We start from the raw sequence: 25,088 nt of genomic DNA on the forward strand, positions 1-25,088 counted from the left end.
CGCGTCCTGCCCGCTCACACCGTGCCTCCGTGGTGGATGCCGCCCTCGCCGGGCGCTGCCTGATGCGGAATGCGCGGCTCCGCCGAAGCCGTGGACTCCGCGGCCGCCGTCTCACGCCCGGCCACGACCTCGCGCACGGCGTCGATGACCCCCGCGTAGCCGGAGCAGCGGCAGAGGTTGCCGCAGAGCGCCTGACGGGTCTCCAGCTCGCTGGGGGCGTGGTTGCCCTCCAGCAGGTCGTGGATGGTCATGGCCATGCCCGGTACGCAGAACCCGCACTGCACCGCACCCGACCTGCACAACGCCTGCTGCACGTCCGAGAGTTCCCCGCCCGTCGCGAGACCTTCGACGGTCCGGACCTCGCTCCCGGCGGCCGTCGCGGCCGGCACCAGGCAGGAGGCGACGAGCCGGCCGTCGACCTGCACGGCGCAGGCGCCGCATTCGCCCTGCGAGCAGCCGTCCTTGGCGCCGGCGAGGCCGAGGCGCTCGCGCAGCACGTAGAGGAGGGATTCGCCGATCCAGGCGCCGGTGACGGGGCGGTCGGCGCCGTTGACGCGCAGGACGTAGGAGGCCGACGGGTGCTCGTGATGGGTGACGGGCTCGGCGGCCGCGTCATCCGCGAGCTCCCCGAATCCCCCGAGCCCCTCGATTTTTTCGTACGCCGGCCCCTCGGCCGGGCCACCTTCGGCGGTGCCCCCGTCCGGGACCACCACAGCAGTGTCGGCGGTGTCCGCATTCGACGTGGGCTCGGGCCCGCTTCCAGCCGGTGCCGGGGCGGCTTCGGCGAAGCCGTGCCCCTCCGCGTCGGCCGGCTCCGGCGCGGGCCCGGCCGCGCCCACCGGCTCGGCCGCGACCACGGCCTCGGACTCCGGCCCGGCCGCCGGGTCCGGCTCGGCCGCGACCACCGGCTCCGGCGCGTGGCCGAACGCCGAGAAGCCGTGCCCGTCGGTCCCCTCGCGCCCTGCCGGCGCCGCGGCCGATGCCGGCGCCGCGGCCGATGCCGACGACGCGGGCGATCCCGACGACGCGGGCGGTGCGGCCGGCGCCGACGGCGCGGGCCGGGACCCCTCGACCGGCATTTCCGCCGGCCCGTGGGAGGCCTCGATGTCATGCGGAGCCGGATGCACCGGCTCGCCCTCCGGCAGCGGGGTGCCCACCCCGGGGCCGCCCAGCACCCGCGGGCCGCGCCCCATGGCGCCGACCTCTGGCCCGCCGAGCAGCCGCTCGGCGCCCGTGGCCGCGTCGGCCGCCGCCGAAGCCACCGCCTCGTCCGTGCCCGGCAGGACGCCCGGGTCCGGCTCCCCGGCCGGCTGCTGCGCCGCGTACCCGCGCGCGCCCTCGAAGTCGGGGTGGTTCGCCCAGGGCGCCGCGGCGCCGCCCGGCAGCGTCGCCGGGGCCTGGCTCCAGTCGGCGTCCAGCCCGCTCTGCCGGAACTCGCCCGACTGCTCGGCCCGTTCCTGCGCGGTCGACATGTTCGACATATGCGAGATGTGGGAGATGTGGGAGATGTGGGAGATGTGGGAGATGTCCGGCATGGCCCACTGGCCGGTCGCCCCGCCCTCGGGCTCCGGCGGCACGTCCGGGAACCGCCATTCCGCGGTCGCCGCCGGATCGGGCTCCGGCTCGGCCTCGGCGAACGCCGCGGCCACCGACGCCGGGATCGGGATCGACGCCGGGATCGGCCCACCGACCGGCGCCGGAGAAGGAGCAGATGCAGCGGCACCGCCGCCCGCCGAGTCGACCGGAACCGAAGCCCCCGCCTCCGGCCAGTGCACCGGCATCGCCCACGTGCCCGTGGCCGCCGGGTCCGTACTGGCCGAGCCGAGCGGCACGATCATCGGCGGCGGCACGTAGCCGTGCCCGGGCGCCGCGAGCGGCTCACCCGTGCCGAGCGCGTCCAGCATGTCCTGCGGCAGCTTCACGAAGGCCGTCGCGTCCGAGTCGTGCTCGCCGCCCTGCGGGACCGGTTCCCAGCCCCAGTCCGCCGCGCCGTTCCCCTGGCCCTGGCTCACGTTCTCGTTCTCGTTCCCGCTCATGAGGTCAGCGCCCTCCCCAGGGCCCTGCGTGCCAGCACGGCCACCGTCCGCCGCAGATGCAGTACACCGGGAGCCACCGGTTCCCCCTGGTCGGGAACGCAGGCGGCCGCGACGTACTCGCCGAAGGCCTCCAGCGCCTCGGGGGCCAGGCTCCGCTCGCCGTCCCAGTCGATCAGCGAGGCCACCCACTGCTCGGCCTCCAGCGGCCGCAGCGGCATCGGGGCGACCGCGCCGATCGCGCAGCGCACGCCCCGGCGCGCGGGGTCCAGCACCAGCCCCACGGACGCCACCGCGCGCCCCGGCCCCGTACGCCCCGTGGCCTTGAGGAACACCTGCGGCGCGTGCAGCAGCGGCACCCGTACGAAGCCGATCAGCTCCCCGGGCCGCAGCATCTCCCGGCCGGCCAGCAGGTGCGAGACCGGGACCTCGCGCGATCCGACCGGGCCGACGATGACGAGCACGGCCTCCAGCGCGGCCAGCACGGGGAGGGCGTCACCCGTGGGCGCGGCGGTGGCGATGTTCCCGCCGAGGGTGCCGGCGTTGCGGATCTGCGGGGGCCCGGCGGCGCGCGCGGCGGCCGCCAGCCCGGGGATCAGCGCGGCGAAATCCGGCCGCCCCATGCGCGCGTGGGTCAGTCCCGCGCCGAGCAGCGCGTGGCCGTCCTGGTACTGCCAGCCGCGGATCTCATTGATCCGGCCCAGGCCCACCAGCGCGGCGGGCCGCAGCAGCCCGGCGTTGACGGCGGCCATGAGGTCGGTGCCGCCCGCCACGGGCACGGCGGCGGGCATGGCGGCGAGTGCCGCCACGGCCTCCTCGAGTGAGGCCGGCAGCGTCACGGACTGCGCCGCCTGCGGTGCGTGCGTGGTCAACCCAGCTGCCCCTTCCCGATGTCCCGGTCCCGGCGCTCACGCCTGTCCGCCGTACGGTACGTGCTCACCGCCGGGAGGTGGCAACTCTGGCACATCTTCGCGGACGTCCGGCGCGAGGGTCGACCGGGCGCCCCCCTCGTGGAGCCCGGCACTCCAGGGGGCCGCGGACGCCGCCTCACCGGCGCCCGCCGCCCGGCCGGCACCCACCCCCGCAAAGCCCCCGCAACGCCCCCTCAGCGCCCGGGCGCCACCCGGGCGCCACCCGCGCCCCGGCCACGCCCCGGCCGCGCTCCGCCCCACTCCCCCGACTGACCGTTTTTCCCCGTATCACCAGAAATACAGCCAGAGTTCCGCTTCCCTTCGCCCCCGGCGCCCTGTCACACGTTCGGGGGCGCGCCCTCGGCCGGCCGCCCCAGCACCCCCGGCCGCCGCTGCCACGGCAGCGGGCCGCCCGGCGGCCGGTAGCCGACCCCGAGCGCGTCCAGCCGGCCGTAGTGCGCCGCCGCCATCCGGCCCTCGAACCAGGCGAAGTCGCGCTCCTCCGGCTCCGGCAGCCGTGACCACACCACCTCCGCGAAGGCCGCGAGCCGCGGGAACACCTGGTAGTCGACCCGCGCCTGGTCCTCCGTCACCTCGGTCCACATGTTGGCCTGCGCGCCCAGCACATGGGCCGCCGCCTCCGCCGACAACTTCGGCGGTATCGGCTCAAAGCGGTACACATCCTCCAGCGAGCGCACGTACCCGATCGGCACCGGCTCCTCCGCGCCGCCCGCCTGACGGTGGTCCAGGTACACCTGCTGCTCGGGGCACATCACCACGTCGTGCCCGGCCTCGGCGGCCGCGATCCCGCCCGCGTAGCCGCGCCACGAGGACACGGCCGCCCCCGGCGCGAGCCCTCCCTCCAGGATCTCGTCCCACCCGATCAGCCGCCGCCCGCGCTCGGCGAGCCAGGTGTCGAAGTGCCGGATGAACCAGGACTGCAGCCCGTCCTCGCCGTCCACCCCCAGCTCGCGGATCCGCTCCTGCGCGACCGCGGAGGCCTTCCACTGCTCCTTGGGGCACTCGTCCCCGCCCACGTGCACGAAGGGGGAGACCTCGGCGGGGAACAGCTCCAGCAGCTCCTCGAAGACGCCCTCGTAGAACCGGACCACGGCCTCCGTGGGCGCGAGCACGTTCTCGTTGATCCCCCAGTCGTCCCACACCTCCAGCGCCGAGGTGTCGACGACGTCCGTGTTCCCCAGCTCCGGGTACGCGGCGATCGCGGCCTGGGAATGCCCCGGTACGTCGATCTCCGGGACGACCCGGACGTGCCGCTCGGCGGCGTACGCGACGATCTCGCGGATGTCGTCCTGCGTGTAGTAGCCGCCGTGCGGGGTCTCGTTCCACAGGGGCGAGGCCCGGTGCCCCCGCCGGCTGCGCGCCCGCCACGCGCCGACGCCGGTCAGCCGCGGGTGGCGCTTGATCTCGACCCGCCAGCCCTGGTCGTCCGTCAGGTGCAGGTGCAGGACGTTGAGCTTGTGCGCGGCGAGCAGGTCGATGTAGCGCAGCACCCCGTCCTTGGGCAGGAAGTGCCGGGCGACGTCGAGCATCAGCCCGCGCCACCCGAACCGCGGGCTGTCGGCGATCCGCCCATGGGGCAGGCTCCACGCCCGTCCGGGCAGCGGCGCCTTGCGGTACGCGTCCGGCCCCAGCAGCTGACGCAGCGTCTGGAGGCCCCAGAACAGCCCGGCCGGGCTCGCGCCGGCCAGTTCCACGCCCGTCCCGTCGACGGTGATCCCGTACGACTCGTGCCCCATCCGCTCCCCGCACTCGGGATCCAGGCGGAGCCTCACGTCCGCGGCCGCGCCGGGCCCGGCGGCCGGCAGGCTCCAGCCGGTGGCCGCGCCCAGCTCCCGGCGCAGCAGGCGCGCCACGCCCTCCGTGCCGGGACCGGCCCCGAGGAGCGGCTCGGGGCCGAATGCGTAGCGGCGCCCGCCCTCGTCGAAGACGGCAACCTGGGGTGCGGGGATCAGGTCCATGCGTCAGCCCTTCACAGCAGCCTGTTGTGCCCTGCGCAACGTCCGTTCCACAGAGTGCCCGTGGCGCCGACCCTCATACGCGAAAAACCCCGGGACGCGCCTCTGCGCGCATGGGGGCTTCGGTCACACAGGACAAGGCCGAAAGCCCCGTTGCACCGGTATTTCGTCAAGAAAGTGACATGAGCGACGACCGCATGCGCAACGTCTGCCCTTTGCGATTCCGCAAGTAACGCGCGTACCCCGCCGGGGTTCAGGAGGAGGTGCTGACCCGGTGGGGCCATACGCGCGCGCTCTTTCGTGTCCACCGAGACCACTCCCCCGCTGCGGGTACGAGGACGACGCCGACCACAACGCGTCGATGGAAATCGAGGCCCGAGCCCGCCGGACGGGCGGCTCGGACATCAACAGCACGCGCAGCACCCGCAAGGTGCAAGTCCCGGCCGCCGGCCGGAGGCGGATGCGTGAAGCCCCGAAGCCCGCCCGCGCGAGCCGAAGGGAATCGTCCTCATGGGATGAGGACGAGGATCGTCAATTGTCCTTGCCGCCCTTGTCCTTGTCCCCGCCGGGGCCCATGGACTCGTAGATCTCCTTGCACATGGGGCAGACCGGGTACTTCTTCGGGTCGCGGCCCGGTACCCAGACCTTGCCGCAGAGCGCGACGACGGGGGTCCCGTCGAGGGCGCTCGCCATGATCTTGTCCTTCTGGACGTAGTGGGCGAAGCGCTCGTGGTCGCCGTCACCGTGCGACACCTGCGGCGTCGGCTCTACGAGGGTCCCCGTGCCAGTCCCGCGCTCGGGCTCAAGAGTGCTCATGGGACCAGGGTACCGACCCCCGCCCGGGTCAGTTGAGCGACGGGTCGTCCGGATAGGTGGCGACCATCGCGAGATCACTGCGCTGGCGGCGCAGCACCGCCCGCCACAGGCGCTCCGGGTCCGGGAAGGACACGTCGCCGGGCTCGGATTCCACGACGTACCAGGCTCCGTCGCCCAGCTCGTCCTCCAGCTGGCCCGGGCCCCAGCCCGAGTAGCCCGCGAAGATGCGCAGCGATCCCAGGGCGGCGGCCAGCAGCTCGGGCCGGGCCTCCAGGTCGACGAGGCCGATGGCCCCGTGCACCCGGCGCCAGCCGAGTGGGCCCTCCTCGCCCGGGATGACCGCCACCCCCAGGGCCGAGTCGAGCGCCACCGGCCCGCCCTGGAAGACCACGCCCGGGTCGCCGGCCAGGGGGGCCCAGGGCAGCAGGACGTCGCCGACCCCGACGGGGGTCGGCCGGTTGAGGACCACGCCGAGCGAGCCCTGCTCGTCGTGGTCGAGCAGGAGCACCACCGCGCGGTCGAAATTCGGATCCGCGAGGCGGGGGGTGGCCACGAGCAGCCGCCCTGTGAGGGAGGACACCTCGGTCATGCCGCCATGATCCCGCACATTCGCCCTTTGCGGGGAGCGGGCGGAGAGATCGGATCGCACGCAGCTCAGGGCGCACGGCAGCAGGAAGGAGCGCGCACGCTCATCGCGGACGGAACGCGACACTCCGCCACTTGGCGGACACACAGGGTGCTGTGGCTAATTCATGACAGTCCTACGGCCGCGTCGGCCTTACGAACAAGGGGGGGATGGCCCTTACCCTTTCCTCTGGTCCCCTGCCCATCCCTCTCCGGAACGCGAGATTCATGACCGGCATCAGTGACGATGTACTGCTTGTCCACGGCGGCACCCCGCTCGAGGGCGAGATCCGGGTCCGCGGTGCGAAGAACCTCGTGCCCAAGGCCATGGTCGCCGCTCTGCTCGGCAGCGAACCCAGCCGGCTGCGCAACGTTCCCGACATCCGCGACGTGCGCGTCGTCCGCGGGCTGCTCCAGCTGCACGGGGTGACGGTCCGCCCCGGCGAGGAGCCGGGCGAGCTGATCCTCGACCCCACGCACGTCGAGAGCGCGAACGTCGCCGACATCGACGCCCACGCGGGCTCGTCGCGCATCCCGATCCTGTTCTGCGGTCCGCTGCTGCACCGCCTCGGCCACGCCTTCATCCCGGGCCTGGGCGGCTGCGACATCGGCGGCCGGCCGATCGACTTCCACTTCGACGTGCTCCGCCAGTTCGGCGCGACCATCGAGAAGCGCGAGGGCGGCCAGTACCTGGAGGCCCCGCAGCGCCTGCGCGGCTGCAAGATCCGCCTCCCCTACCCGTCGGTCGGCTCGACCGAGCAGGTGCTGCTGACGGCCGTCCTGGCCGAGGGCGTCACCGAGCTCAGCAACGCCGCGGTGGAGCCGGAGATCGAGGACCTCATCTGCGTCCTGCAGAAGATGGGCGCGATCATCTCCGTCGACACCGACCGGACCATCCGGATCACGGGTGTGGACCGCCTGGGCGGCTACAACCACAAGGCGCTCCCGGACCGCCTGGAGGCCGCCTCCTGGGCGTCCGCGGCCCTGGCGACCGGCGGCAACATCTACGTGCGCGGCGCGCAGCAGCGCTCGATGATGACGTTCCTGAACACCTTCCGCCGCGTCGGCGGGGCGTTCGAGATCGACGACAACGGCATCCGCTTCTGGCACCCGGGCGGCCCGCTCAAGGCCATCGCGCTGGAGACGGACGTCCACCCCGGCTTCCAGACCGACTGGCAGCAGCCCCTCGTGGTGGCCCTGACGCAGGCGACCGGCCTCTCGATCGTCCACGAGACGGTCTACGAGTCCCGGCTCGGCTTCACCTCGGCGCTCAACCAGATGGGTGCCCACATCCAGCTGTACCGCGAGTGCCTGGGCGGCAGCGCCTGCCGTTTCGGCCAGCGCAACTTCCTCCACTCGGCGGTCGTCTCGGGCCCCACCAAGCTCCAGGGCGCCGACCTGGTCATCCCCGACCTGCGCGGCGGGTTCTCGTATCTGATCGCGGCGCTGGCGGCCGAGGGCACCTCGCGGGTCCACGGCATCGACCTGATCAACCGCGGCTACGAGAACTTCATGGAGAAGCTCGTGGAGCTCGGCGCGAAGGTCGAACTCCCGGGCGGCGACCTCGCCTGAGCCGTACCGCGCGCGTCGCGTACGCCGCGTGCACCGCGCACGCCGAAGCCCCCCGGGCCCCGCACAGGGCCCGGGGGGCTTTCCCGTCCCCCGGCGGGCCCTGTGCGGGCCCTGTGCGGGCCCTGTGCGGGCCCTGGCGGGCCCTCAGGCGCCGCGTGGGCACCGGGAACAGGCGGCGACCAGGCGGGGACCAGGGAGCCAGGCCGGGAACACGCCGAAGGGCGGCCGCCCCGCCCGGGGTGGCCGCCCTTCGCCGTTCTGCGTACTACTGCGCACTACTTGCGCACTACTGCCGTTCCAAAGGCCTGTGCGGCCTTCGGCGCCGGGGCAGGACTACTTGCCCTTGGCGGCTTCCTTGAGCTTGGAGCCCGCGGAGACCTTCACGCTGTAGCCGGCCGGGATCTGGATGGGGTCGCCGGTCTGCGGGTTGCGCGCGGTGCGAGCGGCACGGTGGGTGCGCTCGAAGGTCAGGAAGCCGGGGATGGTGACCTTCTCGTCGCCCTTGGCGACAATCTCGCCGACGGTCTCGGCGAGCGCGGCCAGAACGGCGTCGGCGTCCTTGCGGGTCACCTCGGCGCGCTCGGACAGAGCGGCCACCAGCTCACTGCGGTTCATGTTGTACTCCCGTGTTCAACTTGCCTTAGAGGCGTGAGATCGAAGCCGATGCTGCCAGGGCCCTCGGACAGTCCCCGGACCCGGGTCTGAACGTCAGACCCTCTCGCCCGGTTACGCATCCTGCCCCCACCAGCGGCGGGAAAGCCAATCCGGCACCCGCCGGGGTCACACGAAAAGCGCCACAGTCACGCCGCGGTGACGCTCCGTCCACGCCTTCGCTCACGCGCCGGTGCGGACCGCGGACCTCGCGGGCATCCCCGCAACCCTAGAGGCGGCCCACCGGGCCGCATCTCGCGACGCGCCGGTATCAGCGGGCCGTGAGGGCGGTCACAGCGGTCGTGACCCGGCCGTCACCCGGCCGTGGCGGCCTTGCGGACGGCGCCCGCGACCGCACCCGCGACCTTGTCGTTGAACACCGACGGGATGATGTAGTTCGCGTTCAGCTCGTCCTCGCCGACGACGTCGGCCAGGGCGGTCGCGGCGGCCAGCATCATGTCGGTGTTCACGGTGCGGGACTGGGCGTCCAGCAGGCCGCGGAAGACGCCCGGGAAGACCAGCACGTTGTTGATCTGGTTCGGGAAGTCGGAGCGGCCGGTGGCCACGACGGCGGCGGTCTGGCGGGCGACGGCCGGGTCCACCTCGGGGTCCGGGTTCGCGAGCGCGAACACGATCGCGCCTTCGGCCATGGCCGCCACGTCCTCGCCGGAGAGCACGTTGGGGGCCGAGACGCCGATGAAGACGTCGGCGCCGACCACGGCCTCCTTCAAAGTGCCCGTGTAGCCCTCGGGGTTGGTGTTGTCGGCGATCCAGCGCAGCGGGGAGTCCTCGTGCGCGTCGACGAGGTCGGGGCGGCCCGCGTGCACGACACCGTGGATGTCGGCGCTGACCGCGTTCTTGACGCCCGCCGCGAGGAGCAGCTTGAGGATGGCCGTACCGGCCGCGCCGGCACCCGACATGACGACCTTGACGTCGCCAACTGCCTTGCCCACGACGCGAAGTGCGTTGGTGAGGGCGGCCAGGACGACGATCGCGGTGCCGTGCTGGTCGTCGTGGAAGACGGGGATGTCGAGGGCCTCGCGCAGGCGGGCCTCGATCTCGAAGCAGCGGGGCGCGGAGATGTCCTCGAGGTTGATGCCGGCGAAGCCGGGGGCGATCGCCTTGACGATGGCGACGATCTCGTCACTGTCCTGGGTGTCGAGGCAGATCGGCCAGGCGTCGATGCCGGCGAAGCGCTTGAAGAGGGCCGCCTTGCCCTCCATGACGGGCAGCGCGGCCATCGGGCCGATGTTGCCCAGGCCCAGCACGGCGGAGCCGTCCGTCACGACTGCGACGGAGTTGCGCTTGATGGTGAGGCGGCGGGCGTCCTCGGGGTTCTCGGCGATCGCCATGCACACGCGGGCCACGCCCGGGGTGTAGATCATCGAGAGGTCGTCGCGGTTGCGGATGGGGTGCTTGGACGCCATCTCGATCTTGCCGCCGAGGTGCATCAGGAAGGTGCGGTCGGAGACCTTGCCGAGGCTGACGCCCTCGATCCCGCGCAGCTTCTCGACGATCTCGTCCGCGTGCGCGGTGGAGGTCGCGGCGATGGTGACGTCGATCCGGAGCTTCTCGTGGCCGGAGGCGGTCACGTCGAGGCCGGTGACCGAACCACCGGAGGACTCCACGGCAGTGGTGAGCTGGGAGACCGCGGTTCCGCTCGCGGGCACTTCCAGGCGGACCGTCATCGAATACGAGACGCTGGGCGCCGTTGCCATGGCCGTGTTCCTCTTCTGTCCCTGGTTTTCGCTTGTACGCACAGGGCCCGGCACACGGCAGGTGTGGCAGGACCTGTTGTCCGATCGTCCCACCTACCAGCCGGTACAAGGTAACCAGCTACAAATTTCGGAAAGACTCTTCCACCATACGAGATACCAGGAGGGTTCGGAATGGTGGGTCCATACAAAACAGGTCCGCGCCCTCCACTGGGGAGGGCGCGGACCTGTTGATTGACTAGTGACACCGACCCGCCATGCTCGCCTCGCGGCAAGTGGTCGCTCTAGGCGACGAAGGTTGGGCCCGGGGGCTTGGATCGAGTCGGTGCCGTACCCAGGCTAACAAAGGATCGCCCGATGTCATCCCCGTGCTCGAAGTCCGTTCACGGCACCACGCGCCTGGCCGCGGACCATACGGCCCTGCGCGGCCCGGTCCGGGCCCGGGCGCGGTTCCGGCCCGGGCGCGGTTCCGGCCCGGGCGCGGCCCGGTCCGCGCCCGGTGCGCTACGGCAGCAGCAGCTCGGGCACCCCGTCCGCGTAGGGCTTGTCCCGGTTCGCCGAGACCACCGTCAGCTGCTGCGTCGCGCGCGTCAGCGCCACGTACAGCACCCGCAGGCCCGCCGGGGACTCGTCCGCGATCTCCGCCGGGGAGACGACCACCGTGGCGTCGTACTCCAGGCCCTTGGCCTCCAGGCTGCCCAGCGCCACCGCCCGCTCGCCGAGGTCGGCGAGCCAGCCCGCCGCCTCCGCGCGCCGGTCCATGGCCACGACCACGCCGACCGTGCCGTCCACCTGCTCCAGCAGCCTGCGGGTCTCCTCCCGCACCGCCGCGCCCAGATCGCCCTCAGCGGCCGTGAAACGGGGCTCCAGGCCCGTGGAGCGCACCGCCGACGGCGGCTCCATGCCGGGCATCGCCAGGCGCAGCACCCGGGAGGCGACCTCGGCGACCTCCGCCGGGTTGCGGTAGTTCACCGTCAGCGTGAACCGCCGGCGCGGCCGGGACCCCAGGGCCTCGTCGCGGGCCGCGGCCGCCTCCTCGGGGTCGGTCCACGAGGACTGCGCCGGGTCGCCGACCACCGTCCAGGTGCCCGTCCGGCCCCGGCGGCCCACCATCCGCCACTGCATCGGCGTCAGGTCCTGGGCCTCGTCGACGATGACGTGCGCGTACTCGGTGCGCTCCGCCGCGAGCCGCTCGGCCCGCTCCCACTGGGTCTCCTCGCGGGTCGGCATCAGCTCCTCCAGCCCGCTGAGCTGGTCCAACGGGTCCATCTCCCGCTTGCGCTTGGGCCGCGCCGGGGCGCCGAGCAGCTGCTGGAGCTCGTCCAGCAGCGCGACGTCGTGCACCGACAGGGGGCCCTTGCCGTCCGGGCCGACCCGGCGCAGCGAGCGGGCCAGCATGCGGGTCTCGCGCGGGTTCAGGTCCCGGCGCGACCAGCGGCCGAGCTTGCGCTCGTCGGCCATCGCGGCCAGCACCGCGCGCGGGGTCAGCTCGGGCCACCAGGCGTTCAGGAAGCCGATGAAGGCGTCCTCGGTGGAGATGTCCTCGTCGAAGGCGGAGCGCAGCTCGGCGGCCAGCTCGGGGTCGCTGTGCCGGCCGGCGCCGCCGGATTTCGCGTAGAGGGCGTCGAGCAGCAGCTTGCGGGCGCGCGGGCGCAGCAGGTTGACGGGGGCGGTGCCGCTGAGGACGTTCTGCCGGATCCGGTTCAGCTCGCCGGCCTCCAGCTCCTGGCGGCGGCCGAAGGCGACCACGCGCAGGCGGTCGGGGGCGTTGCCGAGCTCCAGGGCGCCCCTGACGGCCTTGCGCAGCACCTTGAGCATCCGCGAGGAGCCCTTGACGCGGGCCACGGCCGGATCGTCGTACGTGGTCGCCTCCGCGCCGTCGACCAGCGAGCCGAGCGCCCGGATGGCGACCTGGCCCTCCTCGCCGAGGGAGGGCAGCACGCCCTCGGTGTACGCCACGAGCAGCGGGGTCGGGGAGACGATCAGGATGCCGCCGGAGTAGCGGCGCCGGTCCTGGTAGAGCAGGTAGGCGGCGCGGTGCAGGGCGACGGCGGTCTTCCCCGTGCCGGGGCCGCCGGCGACCTCGGCGACGGAGGCGGCGGGGGCCCGGATGACCAGGTCCTGCTCGGCCTGGATGGAGGAGACGATGTCCCGCATGGAGTGCGTACGGGCCCGGCCGAGCGCGGCCATCAGGGCGCCGTCGCCGATGGCGGGGAGCTCCGTACCGTCCAGGAAGGCGGTGACCTCGGGGCGCATCAGGTCGTCCTCGACGCCGAGCACCTTGCGGCCCTTGGAGCGGATGACGCGGCGGCGCACGACGCGGCCGGGGTCCTTGGGCGTGGAGCGGTAGAACGGCGCGGCGGCGGGCGCGCGCCAGTCGATGACCAGGGGCGAGTAGTCGGCGTCGAGCACGCCGATGCGCCCGATGTGCAGGGTCTCGGCGATGTCCGCGGTCAGATCGGCGCGGATGGCGTCGTCGGCGGGCTCGACGGAGGTGTAGGCGCCGTCCGCGCCGCGCTCCCCGTCCTTCCCCAGCACCAGGTCGACCCGGCCGAAGAGGAAGTCCTCGAACTCGTTGTTCAGCCGGTTCAGGTGGATGCCCGCCCGGAAGACCTGCGCGTCGCGCTCGGCGAGGGCGCCGGGCGTGCCGACCTGCCCGCGCTTGGCGGCGTCGTTCATCAGGAACTCGGCCTCGTGGATCTTCTCCTCGAGGCGTCGGTACACCCGGTCGAGATGCGTCTGCTCGACCGCGATCTCCCGATCTCGGACGGAATCCGCCGTGCTGTCGACAGCGGCATTCTGCGCGGCCACCAAGGCCCCCTTCTGACGTGCATGGGCGACCGTCAACCGTACGCGAAACGGCACCCTGTCCGCACGCCCGTTCCGGAACCGTCCCGCGGGGAGCTACGCGGGACCGGCGGCGAGGGCCCGGCGCCGGTGCCGGGCGACGCGCTCGCGGTTGCCGCAGAGCTCGCTGGAGCACCAGCGGCGGCGGTGGCCGCGGGAAGTGTCCAGGTAGACGCGGGTGCAGCGGTCGCCCTCGCAGGCACGCAGGAGGGCCCGTTCACCGGGGTCGGTCAGCATCTCGACGGCGTCCCGGGCGACGGCCGCGAGCAGTGCGCCGCACTCGACGCCGCCGCACAACTCCCGTACGAGGTGGCCTTCCTGGTCCCGTACGGCACACAGGCCCGGGGGTGGTCCGGCGGCCAGTACGTTGACCCGGGCGAGGGCCGCTTCGTCGGGATCGGTCCCGTCCAGCTCCGCCCGTACGAGGACCTCCACATCGGCGCGCAGGGCCCGGAAGGCCGCGACCCAGTCCGGGCCGACCCGGGCGAGCGGCGTCCGGTCGGGCACCAGCCCGGCCCCGGCGAGCCACAGCCGTAGCTCGTCGCCGTCCCGGATCCCCTCGTGGGGGGTGAATGTGGCCACCAGGTCCAGGCAGACCCGCCCGGAGTCGAACCGCATGCCCGTCACCGCCTCGGTTGGGGGGCGCCCCACCAGAGTGCCGCCCGCTGCGCCGCAGCGGAACCCCCCGGACCGGTCCCTCCGGGGGTCCCGCCCCAGCCGCTGCCGCTCCCGCCGCGCGGAGCCCTTCCCCACCCCGCCCTTCCCCCGTTCCCCGGGGGCTCCGCCCCGTTCCCCGGGGGCTCCGCCCCAGACCCCGCCGGGCTCCGCCCCGGACTCCGCCCCCCGTTCGCCGGCGCGCCTCAAAGACCTGGGGCTCCGCCCCAGACCCCGCGCCTCAAACGCCGGCGAGGCTGGATGTGGCTGCTGCCGTCCGCCATGCAATTTCCGCCTCGCCGAACTCGATGTGGCCTGCCGTCCGCCTGGCGCGGCTGGGTTGCCCGCAGGGCAACTCCAGCCCCGCCGGCGATTGAGGCGCGGGGCTTGGCGCGGAGCCCCAACACACGGACCGCAGGGAAGCCTCAACGGCGGCCACAGCCAGCCCCGCCGGCGTTTGAGGCGCGGGGCTTGGGGCGGAACCCCCGGTGGCGGGGCCCCGGTTAAGCCGGTGGGGGTGTGTCGTGGAGGAGGCGCTGGAACAGGCGGTGGTCCCGCCAGGCGCCGTTGATGTGGAGGTAGCGCGGCGCGACGCCGTACGGCTCGAAGCCCGCCTTCGCCAGCACCCGCTGCGACGCCCAGTTGTCCAGCAGGGTGCCTGCCTCCACCCGGTGGAGGCCCACCTCGTCGCGGGCGACCCGGCACACCTCCTCCACGGCCGCGGTGGCCAGCCCCTTCCCGTTCCAGGCCTGGTCGACCCAGTAGCCCACGCCCCCGCTGCACAGCGGCCCGAGCTCGATCGAGCCGAGGTTGATCGCGCCGACGATCGCGCCGGTCGCCGTCTCGGCGAACACGTACGGGACCAGCCGCCCCCCGTCCCGCTCCCCGAGCAGCCCCGCGATGCGCGCCCGCTGCCCCCGCTCCGTGTAGTAGGCCTCCGGCCGCACCGGCTCGAAGGGGGCCATGTACGCCCGGTTGCGCGCGAACGCCTCGGCCAGCGCGGCGGCATCGTCGAGTGCGATGCCCCTCATCTCCACCCCGTCAATGATCACCCGAGCACGCTAGCGGCCCGCCCCCACCGGCTCAACCAAGCGGAGCGCCCCCGTACTTGCCCTCTCCGCCCGCGTCCAGCGACAGCCGGTACCCCCGCTTGACCACCGTCTGGATCAGCTTCGGCGCCCCCAGCGCGGCCCGGAGCCGGGCCATCGCCGTTTCGACGGCGTGCTCGTCGCGCCCCGCCCCCGGCAGCGCCCGCAGCAGGTCCGCCCGCGAGACCACCCAGCCCGGCCGCCGGGCCAGCACACGCAGCAGGGCCATCCCGGCCGGCGGCACCGGCCGCAGCTCCGCGTCCACCAGCACCGCGTGCCCCCGGATCTCCACCCGGTGCCCGGCCACCGGCAGCACCCGTGCCCGGCCCGGCAGCTCCTGGCAGAGCAGCTGCACCAGCGGGCCCAGCCGGAACCGCTCCGGCTGCACCGTGTCCACCCCGTGGGCCTGCAACGGCAGCGCCGTCACCGGGCCCACGCACGCGGAGAGCACCCCGCCGCGCAGCGCCTCCAGCACGGGCTCCCGTACGCCGCGATCCTCGGCCCGGGACAGCAGCGAGGCCGCCGCCGGGGCCGAGGTGAAGCTGACCGCGTCCACTCCGCCGCCGACCACCGCGTCCAGCAGCCGGTCCAGCGGGCCGAGGTCCTCCGGCGCCATCCACCGGTACACCGGGACGACCACCACCTCCGCCCCGCCGGCCCGCAATGCCTCGACGAACCCGGGCAGCGGCTCCCCGTGCAGCTGGAGCGCGATCCGCCGCCCAGCCACCCCGGCCGCCAGCAGCCGTTCCAGTACCTCCGCGAGGGATTCCGAATCGGGGGACCAGTCCTCCACCAGCCCGGCGGCGCGGATCGCGCCCTTCACCTTCGGGCCGCGCGCGAGCAGTTCGGCGGACCGCAGCCGTTCCAGCAGCTCCTCGCCGATGCCCCAGCCGTCGGCGGCCTCGATCCATCCGCGGAACCCGATGGCGGTGGTGGCGACCACCGCGTCGGGAGCGCAGCCGATCAGCTCCTTGGTGGCGGCGAGCAGCTCGCTGTCGTCGGCCAGCGGCACGATCCGCAGCGCGGGTGCGTGCAGTACGGCGGCCCCGCGGCGGCGCAGCAGCGCGATCAGCTCGTCGGCGCGGCGGGCGGCGGTGACCCCGACGGTGTAGCCCGCGAGCGGGGCGGTGTCCCGACCGGTGTTCCGACCGGTGTTCCTGACCTCGTCCATGGTGACCTGCCTTGCCCAGTGGGTCCGTAGCGCATCGCGGGAGCGGAACCGAGCCTGCCAAGTCGGCGTGTCAGGCTCGGTTCCGCAGCGTTTCGGCGCGGTAAAGCGCGGTTACACCGAGGTGAGCTGCGGCTTCGCGGCCGCCCCGGGCTCCGTGACGATCATCACGGCCGGTCGGCGAAGGTATACCGCCCACGTCACGCCGCAGGCCGCCGCGTAGAAGCCGAGGAAGGTCACGAAGGCGGCCGTCCCCGACCCGGAGCTCAGGAAGGCCTCGCGGAAGACGAGGTTGATGCCGAGCCCGCCGAGCGCGCCCACCGCGCCGATCAGGCCCATGGCGGCCCCGGACAGCCGCCGCCCGTAGGCGGCCGCGTCCTCGCCGCTCATGCCGCGGGCCAGCGCCTTCGCCTGGAAGATGCCGGGGATCATCTTGTACGTCGAGCCGTTGCCGAGCCCGCTCAGGACGAACAGCGACACGAACCCGACGAGGAACACCGGCAGCGACTCCCGGACCGAGGCGAAGACGACGACCCCGGTCGCCGCGGCCATCGCCACGAAGGTGGCGAGGGTGATCCGCGCCCCGCCGAACCGGTCCGCCAGCGCCCCGCCCAGCGGCCTGATCAGCGAGCCGAGCAGCGGCCCGATGAAGGTCAGCGAGGCCGCCTGGAGCGGGGTGCGGCCGAACTGCGTCTGGAGCACCAGCCCGAAGGCGAAGCTGTAGCCGATGAACGACCCGAAGGTGCCGATGTAGAGGAAGGCCATGATCCAGGTGTGCGGCTCGCGGACCGCCTCGCGCACCGCGCCGGTGTCGTTGCGCACGGGCGCCAGGTTGTCCATCCGCAGGGCGGCCAGGGTCGCGGCGGCCACGATCAGCGGGATGTACGCGCCGAGCAGCAGCCGCGGGTGTCCGGCTCCGGCGGTGCCGATGACCAGCAGCGCGGCGAGCTGCACCACCGGCACCCCGATGTTGCCGCCGCCCGCGTTCAGCCCGAGCGCCCAGCCCTTCTTGCGGAGCGGGAAGAAGGCGTTGATGTTCGTCATCGACGAGGCGAAGTTCCCGCCGCCGACACCGGTCAGGGCGGCCACGGCCAGGAAGGTGCCGTACGAGGTCCCGGGCTCCATGACCACCAGCGCGGCGCTGGTGGGGGCGAGCAGCAGCAGGGCGCTGACGACGGTCCAGTTCCGGCCGCCGAAGCGGGCGACGGCGAAGGTGTACGGCACCCGCACCACGGCACCGACCAGCGTGGCGGTCGCGATGAGGGAGAACTTCCCGGCCGGGTCGATCCCGTACTGCGGGCCCATGAAGAGGACCATCACGGACCACATCGACCAGATGGAGAACCCGATGTGCTCGGAGAACACGGAGTAGAGGAGGTTGCGGCGGGCGGTCCGCTCCCCCGTCTCCTTCCAGAACGTCTCGTCCTCGGGATCCCACCGCTCGATCCAGCGGCCCCCCTTGCGCGGTGCGGTCGTACCGGTCATCGCTCGCCTCCACAGCTGTCGCGTCCGTGGTGACGACGGTAGGAACAGCGCGTTTCGGCCTCGGTCACCGCCCGATGACCGCCGGGAAACCTTGGTCTCACCCGCCGCCGGGACCGCGTGTGAGCGCGGCGGGGCGCCAGCTTCCCGGGGGCACGTCCAGCCAGCCGCACTCAGCCGTGAGCCCGGCGGCGGCCTCGTGCAGCGCATCCAGCCCCGGGTGGCCGAAGCCCTTGCGCCACACCATCGACAGCGGGGACAGCGGCACGGGGTCGGTCAGCGGCCGCTTCACGCACCCGGGCATGTCGAGGAAGTCGACGGTGACCAGCACCGGATTGCGGGTCTTGGCCATCACCCGGCGGAACTCCTCCTTGCCGACCGCCACCGGCGCGGGCGGCGCGAGCGCGATCCCCCGCCCGGCGAACAGCTCGCGCGCCAGCCCGGTCCACTCCAGGGTCCGCGGATTCCCGGCACCGCCGTACACGGTCTCCCCGGCGAGCGCGTCCAGCGGTACGGCCTCCAGCGCGCTCAGCGCATGCCCCTCGGGCAGCAGCACGGCCAGCGGCTCGTACCGTACGGGCCGGTGCGCGAGCTTGGCCCGCAGCGCCGGGTCGAGCCCCTGGGCGTACCCGAAGGACACGTCCAGGCGTCCGGCGGCGATCTCGGCGGCGGCGTGGGTGAGCCCGCTCTCGAAGCGGGCCATCAGCTCCTGGCCGGGGGCGAGTTCTCGGGCCCGCTCCAGCACCCGGCGCCCGGTGCTCGGGCCGTCGGTGTTCAGGTCGACGAGCAGCGCCCGGGGGGCGGTGAAGGCGGTGGCCATCTCCTCGTGCGCGGCCAGCACCCGGCGGGCGAGCGGCAGCAGCCGCTCCCCGTCGGCGGTGAGCTCGACGGCGCGGGTGGTCCGTACGAACAGCGCGGCTCCCAGGGCCTGTTCGAGGCGGCGGATGTCGCGGCTCAGCGCCTGCTGGGCGAGGAAGAGGCGGGCGGCGGCGCGGGTGAAGTGCAGTTCCTCGGCGGCGGCGACGAATCCGCGCAGCAGCCGGGGTTCCACGTCACGGGATATCACCCCGGGAGACTAACAACCAAAAGGCGTGAATGGGCCCCGAACAGGTGTTGGACGGTGGCGGCGGCCGGGCCGGAGGCTTGCCCCATGCCCTCCACCGCCACGACCGCCGCCACGACCGCCGCCCGGCCGCCCCGCATGACCGTCACCGGCAGCACCCTCGTCATCACCGCCCCGCCCGCCCCGGCCCGTACCGCCCGCCGGGCGGCGCGCCGCGCCCCCGGGCCGTACCGCCGCCTGTTCGCCCTGCCCGGCACCCGCGCCTTCACTGCCGGGAACCTGCTCGCCCGGCTCCCCATGGGCATGTTCGCGGTCAGCGCCGTCATGATGATCGCCGGGCAGCGCGGCTCGTACGCCCTCGCCGGCGCGGTCACGGCGACCGGCATGGCCGCCACCGCGCTGGTCGCACCGTGGACCGCCCGGCTGGTCGACCGCCACGGCCAGGCCCGGGTCGCCGTCCCGGCCACCCTGGTCGCGGTCCTCGGCTCCCTCTCCCTGATCGTGTGCGTCCGTACGCAGGCCCCCGCGTGGACCCTCTTCGCCTCATACGCCGCGACCGCCACCACCCCCAACATCGGCGGCATGTCCCGCGCCCGCTGGACCCACCTGCTGCGCGGCGCACCGGCCGACCACCACACGGCGATGTCCTTCGAGCAGGCCGCCGACGAACTGTGCTACATGTTCGGCCCGGTCCTGGCCGCCTTCCTGTGCACCGCCGTCTTCCCCGAGGCCGGCACCCTCGCGGGGGCGGCCCTGTTCCTGACCGGCATGCTGGTCTTCACCGCCCAGCGCGCCACCGAGCCGCCCGTGACCCGGGCCGCGGCGGCCCGCCTCGGCTCGCCCGTACGCGCCCTGGGACCGCTGCTCGCCCTGTTCCTCACCCTGGGCCTGGTGTTCGGCTCGATGGAGGTCGCCTCGATCGCCTACCTCGGCGCCCACGGCCTGGGCGCCGCCTCCGGCCTGGTCCTCGCCCTCCAGGCGGCGGGCTCCTGCGCCGCCGGCCTGCTCTACGGCACCTTGCGGCCCCGCTCGCTGCGGGCCTGCGTGTGCGCCCTGGCCGCCCTCATGACCCTGCCCTGGGCCGCTGCGGCCACCGGCTCCGTGCCCGCCCTCGCCGCCACCCTGCTGCTGGCCGGCATGGCCACGGCGCCGACGATGGTCACCGCGATGTCCCGAGTCCACGCCCGCACCCCCGAGGGCCGCCTCAACGAGGGCATGACCCTCGCGGTCACCGCCATCCTGGCGGGCATCGCGGCCGGCTCGGCCGCGGCAGGCCTGGCGGTCGACCACCTCGGCCCCGCAACGGCCTACCTGCTCCCCGCAGCGGCCGCCCTGCTCGCCCTCACGACCGCCGCGACCGGACGGATTCACCCGGCGGCCGAGTGATGACCCACCCGATCCGGTACCAGGATCTGGTACGTACCCAGTACCATAAAGTCGTACCAGCATGAACGGAGACGGCACATGCCCATAAGCGCCAGCGAAGCACGCAAGACCCTCTTCCCGCTCATCGAGCGGGTCAACGACGACCACGTTCCTGTGCGCATCAGCTCCAAGAACGGGGACGCGGTCCTCATGTCGGCCGCCGACTACGACTCCTGGCAGGAGACCGTCTACCTCCTGCGCTCCCCCGCGAACGCCCGCAGGCTCATGGAAGCCGTCGCCCGGGACAGGGAAGGCGCCGCAAGCGTCGCCAAGACCATGGAGGAGCTGCAAGCCCTGGCCGGTGACGAGTGAGGAGCGTCCACTTCGACCCGGACGCCTGGGAAGACTTCCTGTTCTGGCTGGCGGCAGACCGGAAGATGGCCAAGCGGATCACCCGCCTGATCGGCGAGATCCAGCGGTCTCCGTTCACGGGTATCGGCAAGCCCGAACCGCTCAAGGGCGATCTGACCGGCTACTGGTCCCGCCGGATCGACGACGAGCACCGGCTCGTCTACCGGGCCGACGACAAGGAAGTGAAGATCCTCAAGGCCCGGTACCACTACTCGGACTGACCTGTCGGCCCCTCAGCCCGAGCGGCGCGGAAAAGCACAAGGCCCCCGCCCGCGACGTGCGTCGCGACCAGGGGCCTTGCCCACATGGGATGAGTGGAGATGGCGGGAATCGAACCCGCGTCCAACGGTGCAGAAGCAGGGCTTCTCCGAGCGCAGTCCGCTGCGCTTTTCTCAGCCCCGGAGATCACACGGACAAGTCTCCGACGGGCTCAGTCACTGTTTGGTTTCCCTCCAGCCCCCGTGACCGGGGCTAGAGGTTTAGATCCCTAGTTGACGCCAGGATCCGGACCGGGACCACTTCCGGGCTGACGCTCCTCACAGAGGCTTCAGCTCACTGTTATTAGGCAGCGAGGGTGAAGCGGGAGTTATCGCTCTTGGAGTTGGCGATTATTGTTTGCGACATGTGGTTAGCGAGATCATTGCCGCTTCCTCGGCTCGCTTCCCCTGCATCGACATCCGCTGTCGAAACCGATCATCCCCATGTTTCACGCTGTTCAGTTAGATACCGCACAATGTGCTCCACCCCGGGGGGCGGTGCTGACGCCATGGTACGCGAAGTGGACCACCACGTGCCAGGTGATTAAACCGTGCCGCGCTGCTTGCGACGGATGGCCGAGATCGCCCGGTTCGTCTCGCGGGTGTCCTGCTTCTCGCGGAGCGTCTGCCGCTTGTCGTACTCCTTCTTGCCCTTCGCCAGCGCGATCTCCACCTTCGCCCGGCCGTCCTTGAAGTACAGGGACAGCGGCACGATCGTGTGACCCGACTCGTCCGCCTTGCGCTCCAGCTTGTCGATCTCCTCCCGGTGCATGAGGAGCTTGCGCTTGCGGCGGGCGCTGTGGTTGGTCCAGGTGCCCTGGCTGTACTCCGGCACGTGCACGTTGTAGAGCCACGCCTCGCGGCCCTCCACCGACACGAAGCCGTCCACCAGCGAGGCCCGGCCCTGGCGCATGGACTTGACCTCGGTACCCGTGAGCACGAGACCGCACTCGTAGGTGTCGATGATCGTGTAGTCGTGCCGCGCCTTCTTGTTCTGGGCGATCAGCTTGCGCCCTTTTTCCTTAGCCATAGTGCGGTCATTTTCGCACTAAGGACCCACCCCGAGGCCACCCAATACCTGCGCGGCCCGCTCCTCGGCGCCCTCGCCCGCCGCCAGGTCGGGTGTGATGCCGCTGCCGTCGAGGCTGCGGCCGCCCGGGGTGCGGTAGGTGCCGACCGTCAGCTCGGCCACCGAGCCGTCCGGGAGCTCGGTCGGCATCTGCACCGAGCCCTTGCCGAAGGTCCGGCTGCCGACCGCCACCGCCCGGCCGCGGTCCTGGAGGGCGCCCGTGACCAGCTCGGCGGCGCTCATCGTGCCGGCGTCGACCAGGGCCACCAGCGGGCGGCCCGTGTCCCCGCCCGGAGCGGCGTAGAGGGCGCGCTGGTCCCCCCGTACGTCGTAGGTGGCCACGAGCCCGCCGTCGAGGAAGGCGGAGGCGGCGGTGACCGCCTCGGTGACCAGCCCGCCCGGGTTGCCGCGCAGGTCGAGCATGACCCCGGCGCCGGGCGGGGCCTCCCGGACGGCTGCGCGGACCCGCTCCCCCGAGCCGCGGGTGAAGGAGGCGACCTTGATGACGGTGATGCCGCCGGGGAGCTGCCGTACGGTCACCGGCTCGGTGCGCAGCTCCTCGCGGCGCAGGGTCTCGGTGAGGTCGGCGCCGCCGCGGGTCAGGTTCAGCACGACGGGCGTGCCGGCCTCGCCGCGCAGCAGGGAGATGACGTCGGTGACGGCCAGGCCGGTGACGGCGTGCCCGTCGACGCTCAGCAGCCGATCCCCGGCGCGCAGGCCGGCCCGGGCGGCGGGGCTGCCGGGCTGGACCTTGTCGACCGTGATCCGGCCGTCGCCGCCGCGTAAGGCCCAGAGGCCGACGCCGGTCCAGCGGCCGTCGAGGCCCTCGGCGAAGGCGGCGTACTCGCCCCGGTCGTAGACGGTGCCCCAGCGGTCGCCGCTGCGGCTGACCACCTCCTGGGCGGCCTTCTTGCCCGACTTCCCGTCGGCGACGGCCTCGGCGGCGGCGCGGGCCACGGCCTCCCGGTCGGCCGTACCGGCCGCGCGGGGCGCTTCGGGCGCCGCGGCCCCCGTACGGGCGGAGAGCGCGGCGGCCGCGGCGTCCTCGCGGTCCCAGCAGCCCATGGTCCCGGCGGTGCCCACGGCAGCGAGGAAGGCCAACGTCAAAGCGGCCCCGCGACGCAGGTCGCGGGGCCGGTGGCAGAAGGCGGGCAGACCCGGCATGGCGCCGAGTCTAGGACAAGCCCCGCGCCGGTACGGAGGGTTGACCGGACCGCTCGCGGGGCGCTTGTCACACCTTCAGGTACTTGCGCAGGGCGAGGAAGGCCGCCATGGAGGGCATCAGCAGGCCGATGAAGAGGACGTACGGGAGCTTGGCGAGGACCGATCCCCAGCCCATGAAGTCGATGAGCTGGATCTTGTCCCGCAGCTCGAAGCCGTGGTCGATCACGAAGTACTGGCCGGAGACGAGCATGGTGCACGCGAGGGCCGCGCCGATGAGGCCGGCGACGGCCGCCTCCATGATGAAGGGGACCTGGATGTAGAAGCTGGAGGCACCCACCAGCCGCATGATCCCCGTTTCCCGCCTCCGGCTGAAGGCGGAGACGCGCACGGTGTTGACGATCAGCAGCAGCGCCACGATCAGCATGATCAGCATGATGCCGAGGGCCGCGATGTTGACGTAGTTGAGGATCCCGAAGAGGGCGTCGATGGCCTGGCGCTGGTCGTCGACGGTGTGGATGCCGTCCCGGCCGGCGAAGGCGGAGGTGACGACCTTGTACTTCTCCGGGTCCTTGAGTTTGACGCGGAAGGACTCCTGCATCTGGTCCGGGGTGATGGAGGAGGCCAGCGCCGTGTGCCCGTACTGCTCCTGGTAGTGCTTGTAGGCCTCGTCCGCCGACTCGTAGGCGACGGACTTCACCAGGGACATCTGCTTGAGCTCGGCCTCGATCTGCTTCTTCTGCTCGTCGGTCACCGCGCCCTTGCGGCAGGTGGCGACGCCCAGGTCGCCGCCCGCGGACCCGGCCGCCTTGTTGGCGGCCTCGCCGGCCTGCTCGGCGTCCTGCTTGTTGCAGAGGTAGATCGAGACGTTGGCCTTGTCGTACCAGTAGCCCTTCATCCGGCTCACCTGCTCGCGCATGAGCAGGGAGCCGCCGAACAGGGCCAGCGACAGGGCCACGGAGATGATGACCGCGAAGGTCATGGTGAGATTGCGGCGGAGACCGACGCCGATCTCCGACATGACGAACTGGGCGCGCATTGCGTCTCAGGGACCTTTCAGTGCTGGTAGCCGTAGACGCCGCGCGACTGGTCGCGCACGAGACGGCCCTGTTCGAGTTCGATGACGCGCTTGCGCATCTGGTCCACGATCTGCTGGTCGTGCGTCGCCATGATGACGGTGGTGCCGGTCCGGTTGATCCGGTCCAGCAGCTTCATGATGCCGACGGAGGTCTGCGGATCGAGGTTGCCGGTGGGCTCGTCCGCGATCAGCAGGGCGGGGCGGTTGACGAAGGCGCGGGCGATGGCCACGCGCTGCTGCTCACCGCCGGAGAGCTCGCCGGGCATCCGGTCCTCCTTCCCGCCGAGGCCGACCAGTTCGAGGACCTGCGGGACGGCCTTGCGGATTTCGCCGCGCGGCTTTCCGATGACCTCCTGCGCGAAGGCGACGTTTTCGGCCACCGTCTTGTTGGGCAGGAGGCGGAAGTCCTGGAACACGGTCCCCAGCTGGCGCCGCATCTGCGGGACCTTCCAGTTGGAGAGCTTGGCGAGGTCCTTGCCCAGGACGTGCACCTGGCCGTGGCTCGCCCGCTCCTCGCGCAGGATGAGCCGCAGGAAAGTGGACTTGCCGGAGCCGGAGGAGCCGACCAGGAAGACGAACTCGCCCTTCGCGATGTCGAGGGAGACATCTCTGAGTGCGGGGCGGTTCTGCTTCGGGTAGGACTTGGAGACGCTGTCGAATCGGATCACGGGTGCACCACGGTCGCCGGGAGTAGGTGTGCGTGACCATACGCGAACGGGCGCGGGGTGTGGACCCGGCATCCGGACTTGCCCTATTTATCCCCTGGTCCCGGGCGGTCCGGGGTGTGATTGACGGGACGGACCGCGCCGAACGCCGGTGAAGCTGGCACAGTGGTAGGGGGAACGGTCTCGTTCCCCGCTGCGTTGTAGAGATGGGGACGAGAGGAGGAGCGCATGACATATGACCGGCTCGTGTGCGCGAACTGCGCCGCACCCGTGAGCCAGGGCCGCTGCCCTGTGTGCCGGGCGAACCGGGAGCGCCTCCAGCAGGAGGGCCCCTTCTCCGGCCTGAACCCCGTGGCGCTCATCGCGCTCATGGTGATCCTCGTGGCGGCTCTGGTACTGGTGGCCCAGCAGACCGCGTAGTCGCTCGCGTACCACGTACCGATCACACGCATGACGAAGGGTCCGGACACCGCTGGTGTCCG

General features: G+C 72.7%; 22 protein-coding genes and 1 other RNA gene. 5 read left to right on the top strand and 18 right to left on the bottom strand.

What is annotated here, in order from left to right:
* Positions 1-14: 14 nt before the first annotated feature.
* The 5 genes from J7E94_RS22810 to J7E94_RS22830 all read right to left on the bottom strand — a co-directional run bounded on the left by J7E94_RS22810 (position 15) and on the right by J7E94_RS22830 (position 6,325).
* Positions 15-2,036 carry a 2Fe-2S iron-sulfur cluster-binding protein gene (locus J7E94_RS22810; protein ID WP_215018340.1) on the bottom strand — a complete coding sequence of 674 codons (2,022 nt, stop codon included), beginning with the start codon at positions 2,034-2,036 and terminating at the stop codon, positions 15-17.
* Entirely contained in the window at positions 2,033-2,905 is an 873-nt protein-coding gene (locus J7E94_RS22815) for a xanthine dehydrogenase family protein subunit M (RefSeq protein WP_215018342.1), read from the bottom strand. Before J7E94_RS22815 ends, J7E94_RS22810 begins: the two co-directional genes overlap by 4 nt.
* A 377-nt stretch (positions 2,906-3,282) precedes the next feature.
* Positions 3,283-4,923: a beta-N-acetylhexosaminidase gene (locus J7E94_RS22820; protein WP_215018344.1), complete on the bottom strand. Its 1,641-nt coding sequence runs from the start codon at positions 4,921-4,923 to the stop codon at positions 3,283-3,285.
* Between the two features lie 528 nt (positions 4,924-5,451).
* On the bottom strand, positions 5,452-5,736 hold the full coding sequence (locus J7E94_RS22825) for a DUF3039 domain-containing protein (RefSeq protein ID WP_215018346.1): 285 nt from the start codon (positions 5,734-5,736) through the stop codon (positions 5,452-5,454).
* Between the two features lie 28 nt (positions 5,737-5,764).
* The gene (locus J7E94_RS22830) at positions 5,765-6,325 is read right to left on the bottom strand and encodes a YqgE/AlgH family protein (protein ID WP_215018348.1); all 561 of its coding nucleotides are present in this window, start codon (positions 6,323-6,325) and stop codon (positions 5,765-5,767) included.
* A gap of 263 nt (positions 6,326-6,588) precedes the next feature.
* Here J7E94_RS22830 and murA point away from each other — a divergent pair, with 263 nt between their 5' ends.
* Positions 6,589-7,932 (top strand): UDP-N-acetylglucosamine 1-carboxyvinyltransferase, encoded by a 1,344-nt coding sequence (gene murA, locus J7E94_RS22835; protein ID WP_215018350.1) that lies wholly within the window; start codon positions 6,589-6,591, stop codon positions 7,930-7,932.
* Positions 7,933-8,265: 333 nt separating this feature from the next.
* Here murA and J7E94_RS22840 read toward each other — a convergent pair whose 3' ends face one another.
* From J7E94_RS22840 to J7E94_RS22875, 8 genes are all read right to left on the bottom strand, one after another.
* Positions 8,266-8,547 (bottom strand): HU family DNA-binding protein, encoded by a 282-nt coding sequence (locus tag J7E94_RS22840; protein ID WP_007264399.1) that lies wholly within the window; start codon positions 8,545-8,547, stop codon positions 8,266-8,268.
* A 350-nt stretch (positions 8,548-8,897) separates the two neighbouring features.
* Positions 8,898-10,301, bottom strand: coding sequence for an NAD-dependent malic enzyme (locus J7E94_RS22845; RefSeq protein ID WP_215018352.1), 1,404 nt, complete (start codon positions 10,299-10,301; stop codon positions 8,898-8,900).
* Positions 10,302-10,802: 501 nt separating this feature from the next.
* Positions 10,803-13,109, bottom strand: a complete 2,307-nt coding sequence (locus tag J7E94_RS22850) for a UvrD-helicase domain-containing protein (RefSeq protein WP_215018354.1) — start codon at positions 13,107-13,109, stop codon at positions 10,803-10,805.
* A 93-nt stretch (positions 13,110-13,202) separates the two neighbouring features.
* Positions 13,203-13,763 (bottom strand): ABATE domain-containing protein, encoded by a 561-nt coding sequence (locus J7E94_RS22855; protein ID WP_215018356.1) that lies wholly within the window; start codon positions 13,761-13,763, stop codon positions 13,203-13,205.
* A gap of 539 nt (positions 13,764-14,302) precedes the next feature.
* Positions 14,303-14,830, bottom strand: coding sequence for a GNAT family N-acetyltransferase (locus tag J7E94_RS22860; protein ID WP_215018418.1), 528 nt, complete (start codon positions 14,828-14,830; stop codon positions 14,303-14,305).
* Between the two features lie 52 nt (positions 14,831-14,882).
* Positions 14,883-16,058, bottom strand: coding sequence for a uroporphyrinogen-III synthase (locus tag J7E94_RS22865; RefSeq protein ID WP_215018358.1), 1,176 nt, complete (start codon positions 16,056-16,058; stop codon positions 14,883-14,885).
* 111 nt (positions 16,059-16,169) lie between these two features.
* Positions 16,170-17,540: a NarK/NasA family nitrate transporter gene (locus tag J7E94_RS22870; protein WP_215018360.1), complete on the bottom strand. Its 1,371-nt coding sequence runs from the start codon at positions 17,538-17,540 to the stop codon at positions 16,170-16,172.
* Between the two features lie 97 nt (positions 17,541-17,637).
* Positions 17,638-18,603, bottom strand: coding sequence for a LysR family transcriptional regulator (locus J7E94_RS22875; RefSeq protein ID WP_215018362.1), 966 nt, complete (start codon positions 18,601-18,603; stop codon positions 17,638-17,640).
* A gap of 84 nt (positions 18,604-18,687) precedes the next feature.
* Between J7E94_RS22875 and J7E94_RS22880 the strand changes: the two genes are divergently transcribed.
* From J7E94_RS22880 to J7E94_RS22890, 3 genes are all read left to right on the top strand, one after another.
* The gene (locus J7E94_RS22880) at positions 18,688-19,986 is read left to right on the top strand and encodes an MFS transporter (RefSeq protein WP_374224484.1); all 1,299 of its coding nucleotides are present in this window, start codon (positions 18,688-18,690) and stop codon (positions 19,984-19,986) included.
* Between the two features lie 78 nt (positions 19,987-20,064).
* Entirely contained in the window at positions 20,065-20,337 is a 273-nt protein-coding gene (locus J7E94_RS22885; RefSeq protein ID WP_215018364.1) for a type II toxin-antitoxin system Phd/YefM family antitoxin, read from the top strand.
* Positions 20,334-20,597 (top strand): Txe/YoeB family addiction module toxin, encoded by a 264-nt coding sequence (locus J7E94_RS22890; RefSeq protein WP_215018366.1) that lies wholly within the window; start codon positions 20,334-20,336, stop codon positions 20,595-20,597. The genes J7E94_RS22885 and J7E94_RS22890 overlap by 4 nt, the downstream gene beginning before the upstream one ends.
* 91 nt (positions 20,598-20,688) lie before the next feature.
* Here the strand turns inward: J7E94_RS22890 and ssrA are convergent.
* The 5 genes from ssrA to ftsE all read right to left on the bottom strand — a co-directional run bounded on the left by ssrA (position 20,689) and on the right by ftsE (position 24,609).
* Positions 20,689-21,077, bottom strand: a transfer-messenger RNA (tmRNA) gene (gene ssrA / locus J7E94_RS22895).
* A gap of 100 nt (positions 21,078-21,177) precedes the next feature.
* On the bottom strand, positions 21,178-21,663 hold the full coding sequence (gene smpB, locus J7E94_RS22900; protein WP_215018368.1) for an SsrA-binding protein SmpB: 486 nt from the start codon (positions 21,661-21,663) through the stop codon (positions 21,178-21,180).
* A gap of 18 nt (positions 21,664-21,681) precedes the next feature.
* Entirely contained in the window at positions 21,682-22,866 is a 1,185-nt protein-coding gene (locus tag J7E94_RS22905) for a S41 family peptidase (protein WP_215018369.1), read from the bottom strand.
* 67 nt (positions 22,867-22,933) lie between these two features.
* Positions 22,934-23,902: a permease-like cell division protein FtsX gene (gene ftsX / locus J7E94_RS22910; RefSeq protein WP_215018371.1), complete on the bottom strand. Its 969-nt coding sequence runs from the start codon at positions 23,900-23,902 to the stop codon at positions 22,934-22,936.
* Positions 23,903-23,919: 17 nt separating this feature from the next.
* On the bottom strand, positions 23,920-24,609 hold the full coding sequence (gene ftsE, locus J7E94_RS22915; RefSeq protein WP_069923855.1) for a cell division ATP-binding protein FtsE: 690 nt from the start codon (positions 24,607-24,609) through the stop codon (positions 23,920-23,922).
* A gap of 225 nt (positions 24,610-24,834) precedes the next feature.
* On the opposite strand from ftsE, the gene J7E94_RS22920 reads away from it, so the two are divergent.
* Positions 24,835-25,026 (top strand): hypothetical protein, encoded by a 192-nt coding sequence (locus J7E94_RS22920; RefSeq protein WP_215018373.1) that lies wholly within the window; start codon positions 24,835-24,837, stop codon positions 25,024-25,026.
* The last annotated feature ends 62 nt before the right edge of the window (positions 25,027-25,088 follow it).

The sequence above is a fragment of the Streptomyces sp. ISL-94 genome, assembly GCF_018614075.1.
GTDB lineage: Bacteria > Actinomycetota > Actinomycetes > Streptomycetales > Streptomycetaceae > Streptomyces.

Coding starts and splice junctions, on each gene's coding strand:
- J7E94_RS22810 (WP_215018340.1), bottom strand. CDS start 2,036: ATGAGCGGGAACGAGAACGAGAACGTGAGCCAGGGCCAGGGGAACGGC.
- J7E94_RS22820 (WP_215018344.1), bottom strand. CDS start 4,923: ATGGACCTGATCCCCGCACCCCAGGTTGCCGTCTTCGACGAGGGCGGG.
- J7E94_RS22825 (WP_215018346.1), bottom strand. CDS start 5,736: ATGAGCACTCTTGAGCCCGAGCGCGGGACTGGCACGGGGACCCTCGTA.
- J7E94_RS22830 (WP_215018348.1), bottom strand. CDS start 6,325: ATGACCGAGGTGTCCTCCCTCACAGGGCGGCTGCTCGTGGCCACCCCC.
- murA (WP_215018350.1), top strand. CDS start 6,589: ATGACCGGCATCAGTGACGATGTACTGCTTGTCCACGGCGGCACCCCG.
- J7E94_RS22840 (WP_007264399.1), bottom strand. CDS start 8,547: ATGAACCGCAGTGAGCTGGTGGCCGCTCTGTCCGAGCGCGCCGAGGTG.
- J7E94_RS22845 (WP_215018352.1), bottom strand. CDS start 10,301: ATGGCAACGGCGCCCAGCGTCTCGTATTCGATGACGGTCCGCCTGGAA.
- J7E94_RS22855 (WP_215018356.1), bottom strand. CDS start 13,763: ATGCGGTTCGACTCCGGGCGGGTCTGCCTGGACCTGGTGGCCACATTC.
- J7E94_RS22860 (WP_215018418.1), bottom strand. CDS start 14,830: ATGAGGGGCATCGCACTCGACGATGCCGCCGCGCTGGCCGAGGCGTTC.
- J7E94_RS22865 (WP_215018358.1), bottom strand. CDS start 16,058: ATGGACGAGGTCAGGAACACCGGTCGGAACACCGGTCGGGACACCGCC.
- J7E94_RS22870 (WP_215018360.1), bottom strand. CDS start 17,540: ATGACCGGTACGACCGCACCGCGCAAGGGGGGCCGCTGGATCGAGCGG.
- J7E94_RS22880 (WP_374224484.1), top strand. CDS start 18,688: ATGCCCTCCACCGCCACGACCGCCGCCACGACCGCCGCCCGGCCGCCC.
- J7E94_RS22885 (WP_215018364.1), top strand. CDS start 20,065: ATGCCCATAAGCGCCAGCGAAGCACGCAAGACCCTCTTCCCGCTCATC.
- smpB (WP_215018368.1), bottom strand. CDS start 21,663: ATGGCTAAGGAAAAAGGGCGCAAGCTGATCGCCCAGAACAAGAAGGCG.
- J7E94_RS22905 (WP_215018369.1), bottom strand. CDS start 22,866: ATGCCGGGTCTGCCCGCCTTCTGCCACCGGCCCCGCGACCTGCGTCGC.
- ftsX (WP_215018371.1), bottom strand. CDS start 23,902: ATGCGCGCCCAGTTCGTCATGTCGGAGATCGGCGTCGGTCTCCGCCGC.
- J7E94_RS22920 (WP_215018373.1), top strand. CDS start 24,835: ATGACATATGACCGGCTCGTGTGCGCGAACTGCGCCGCACCCGTGAGC.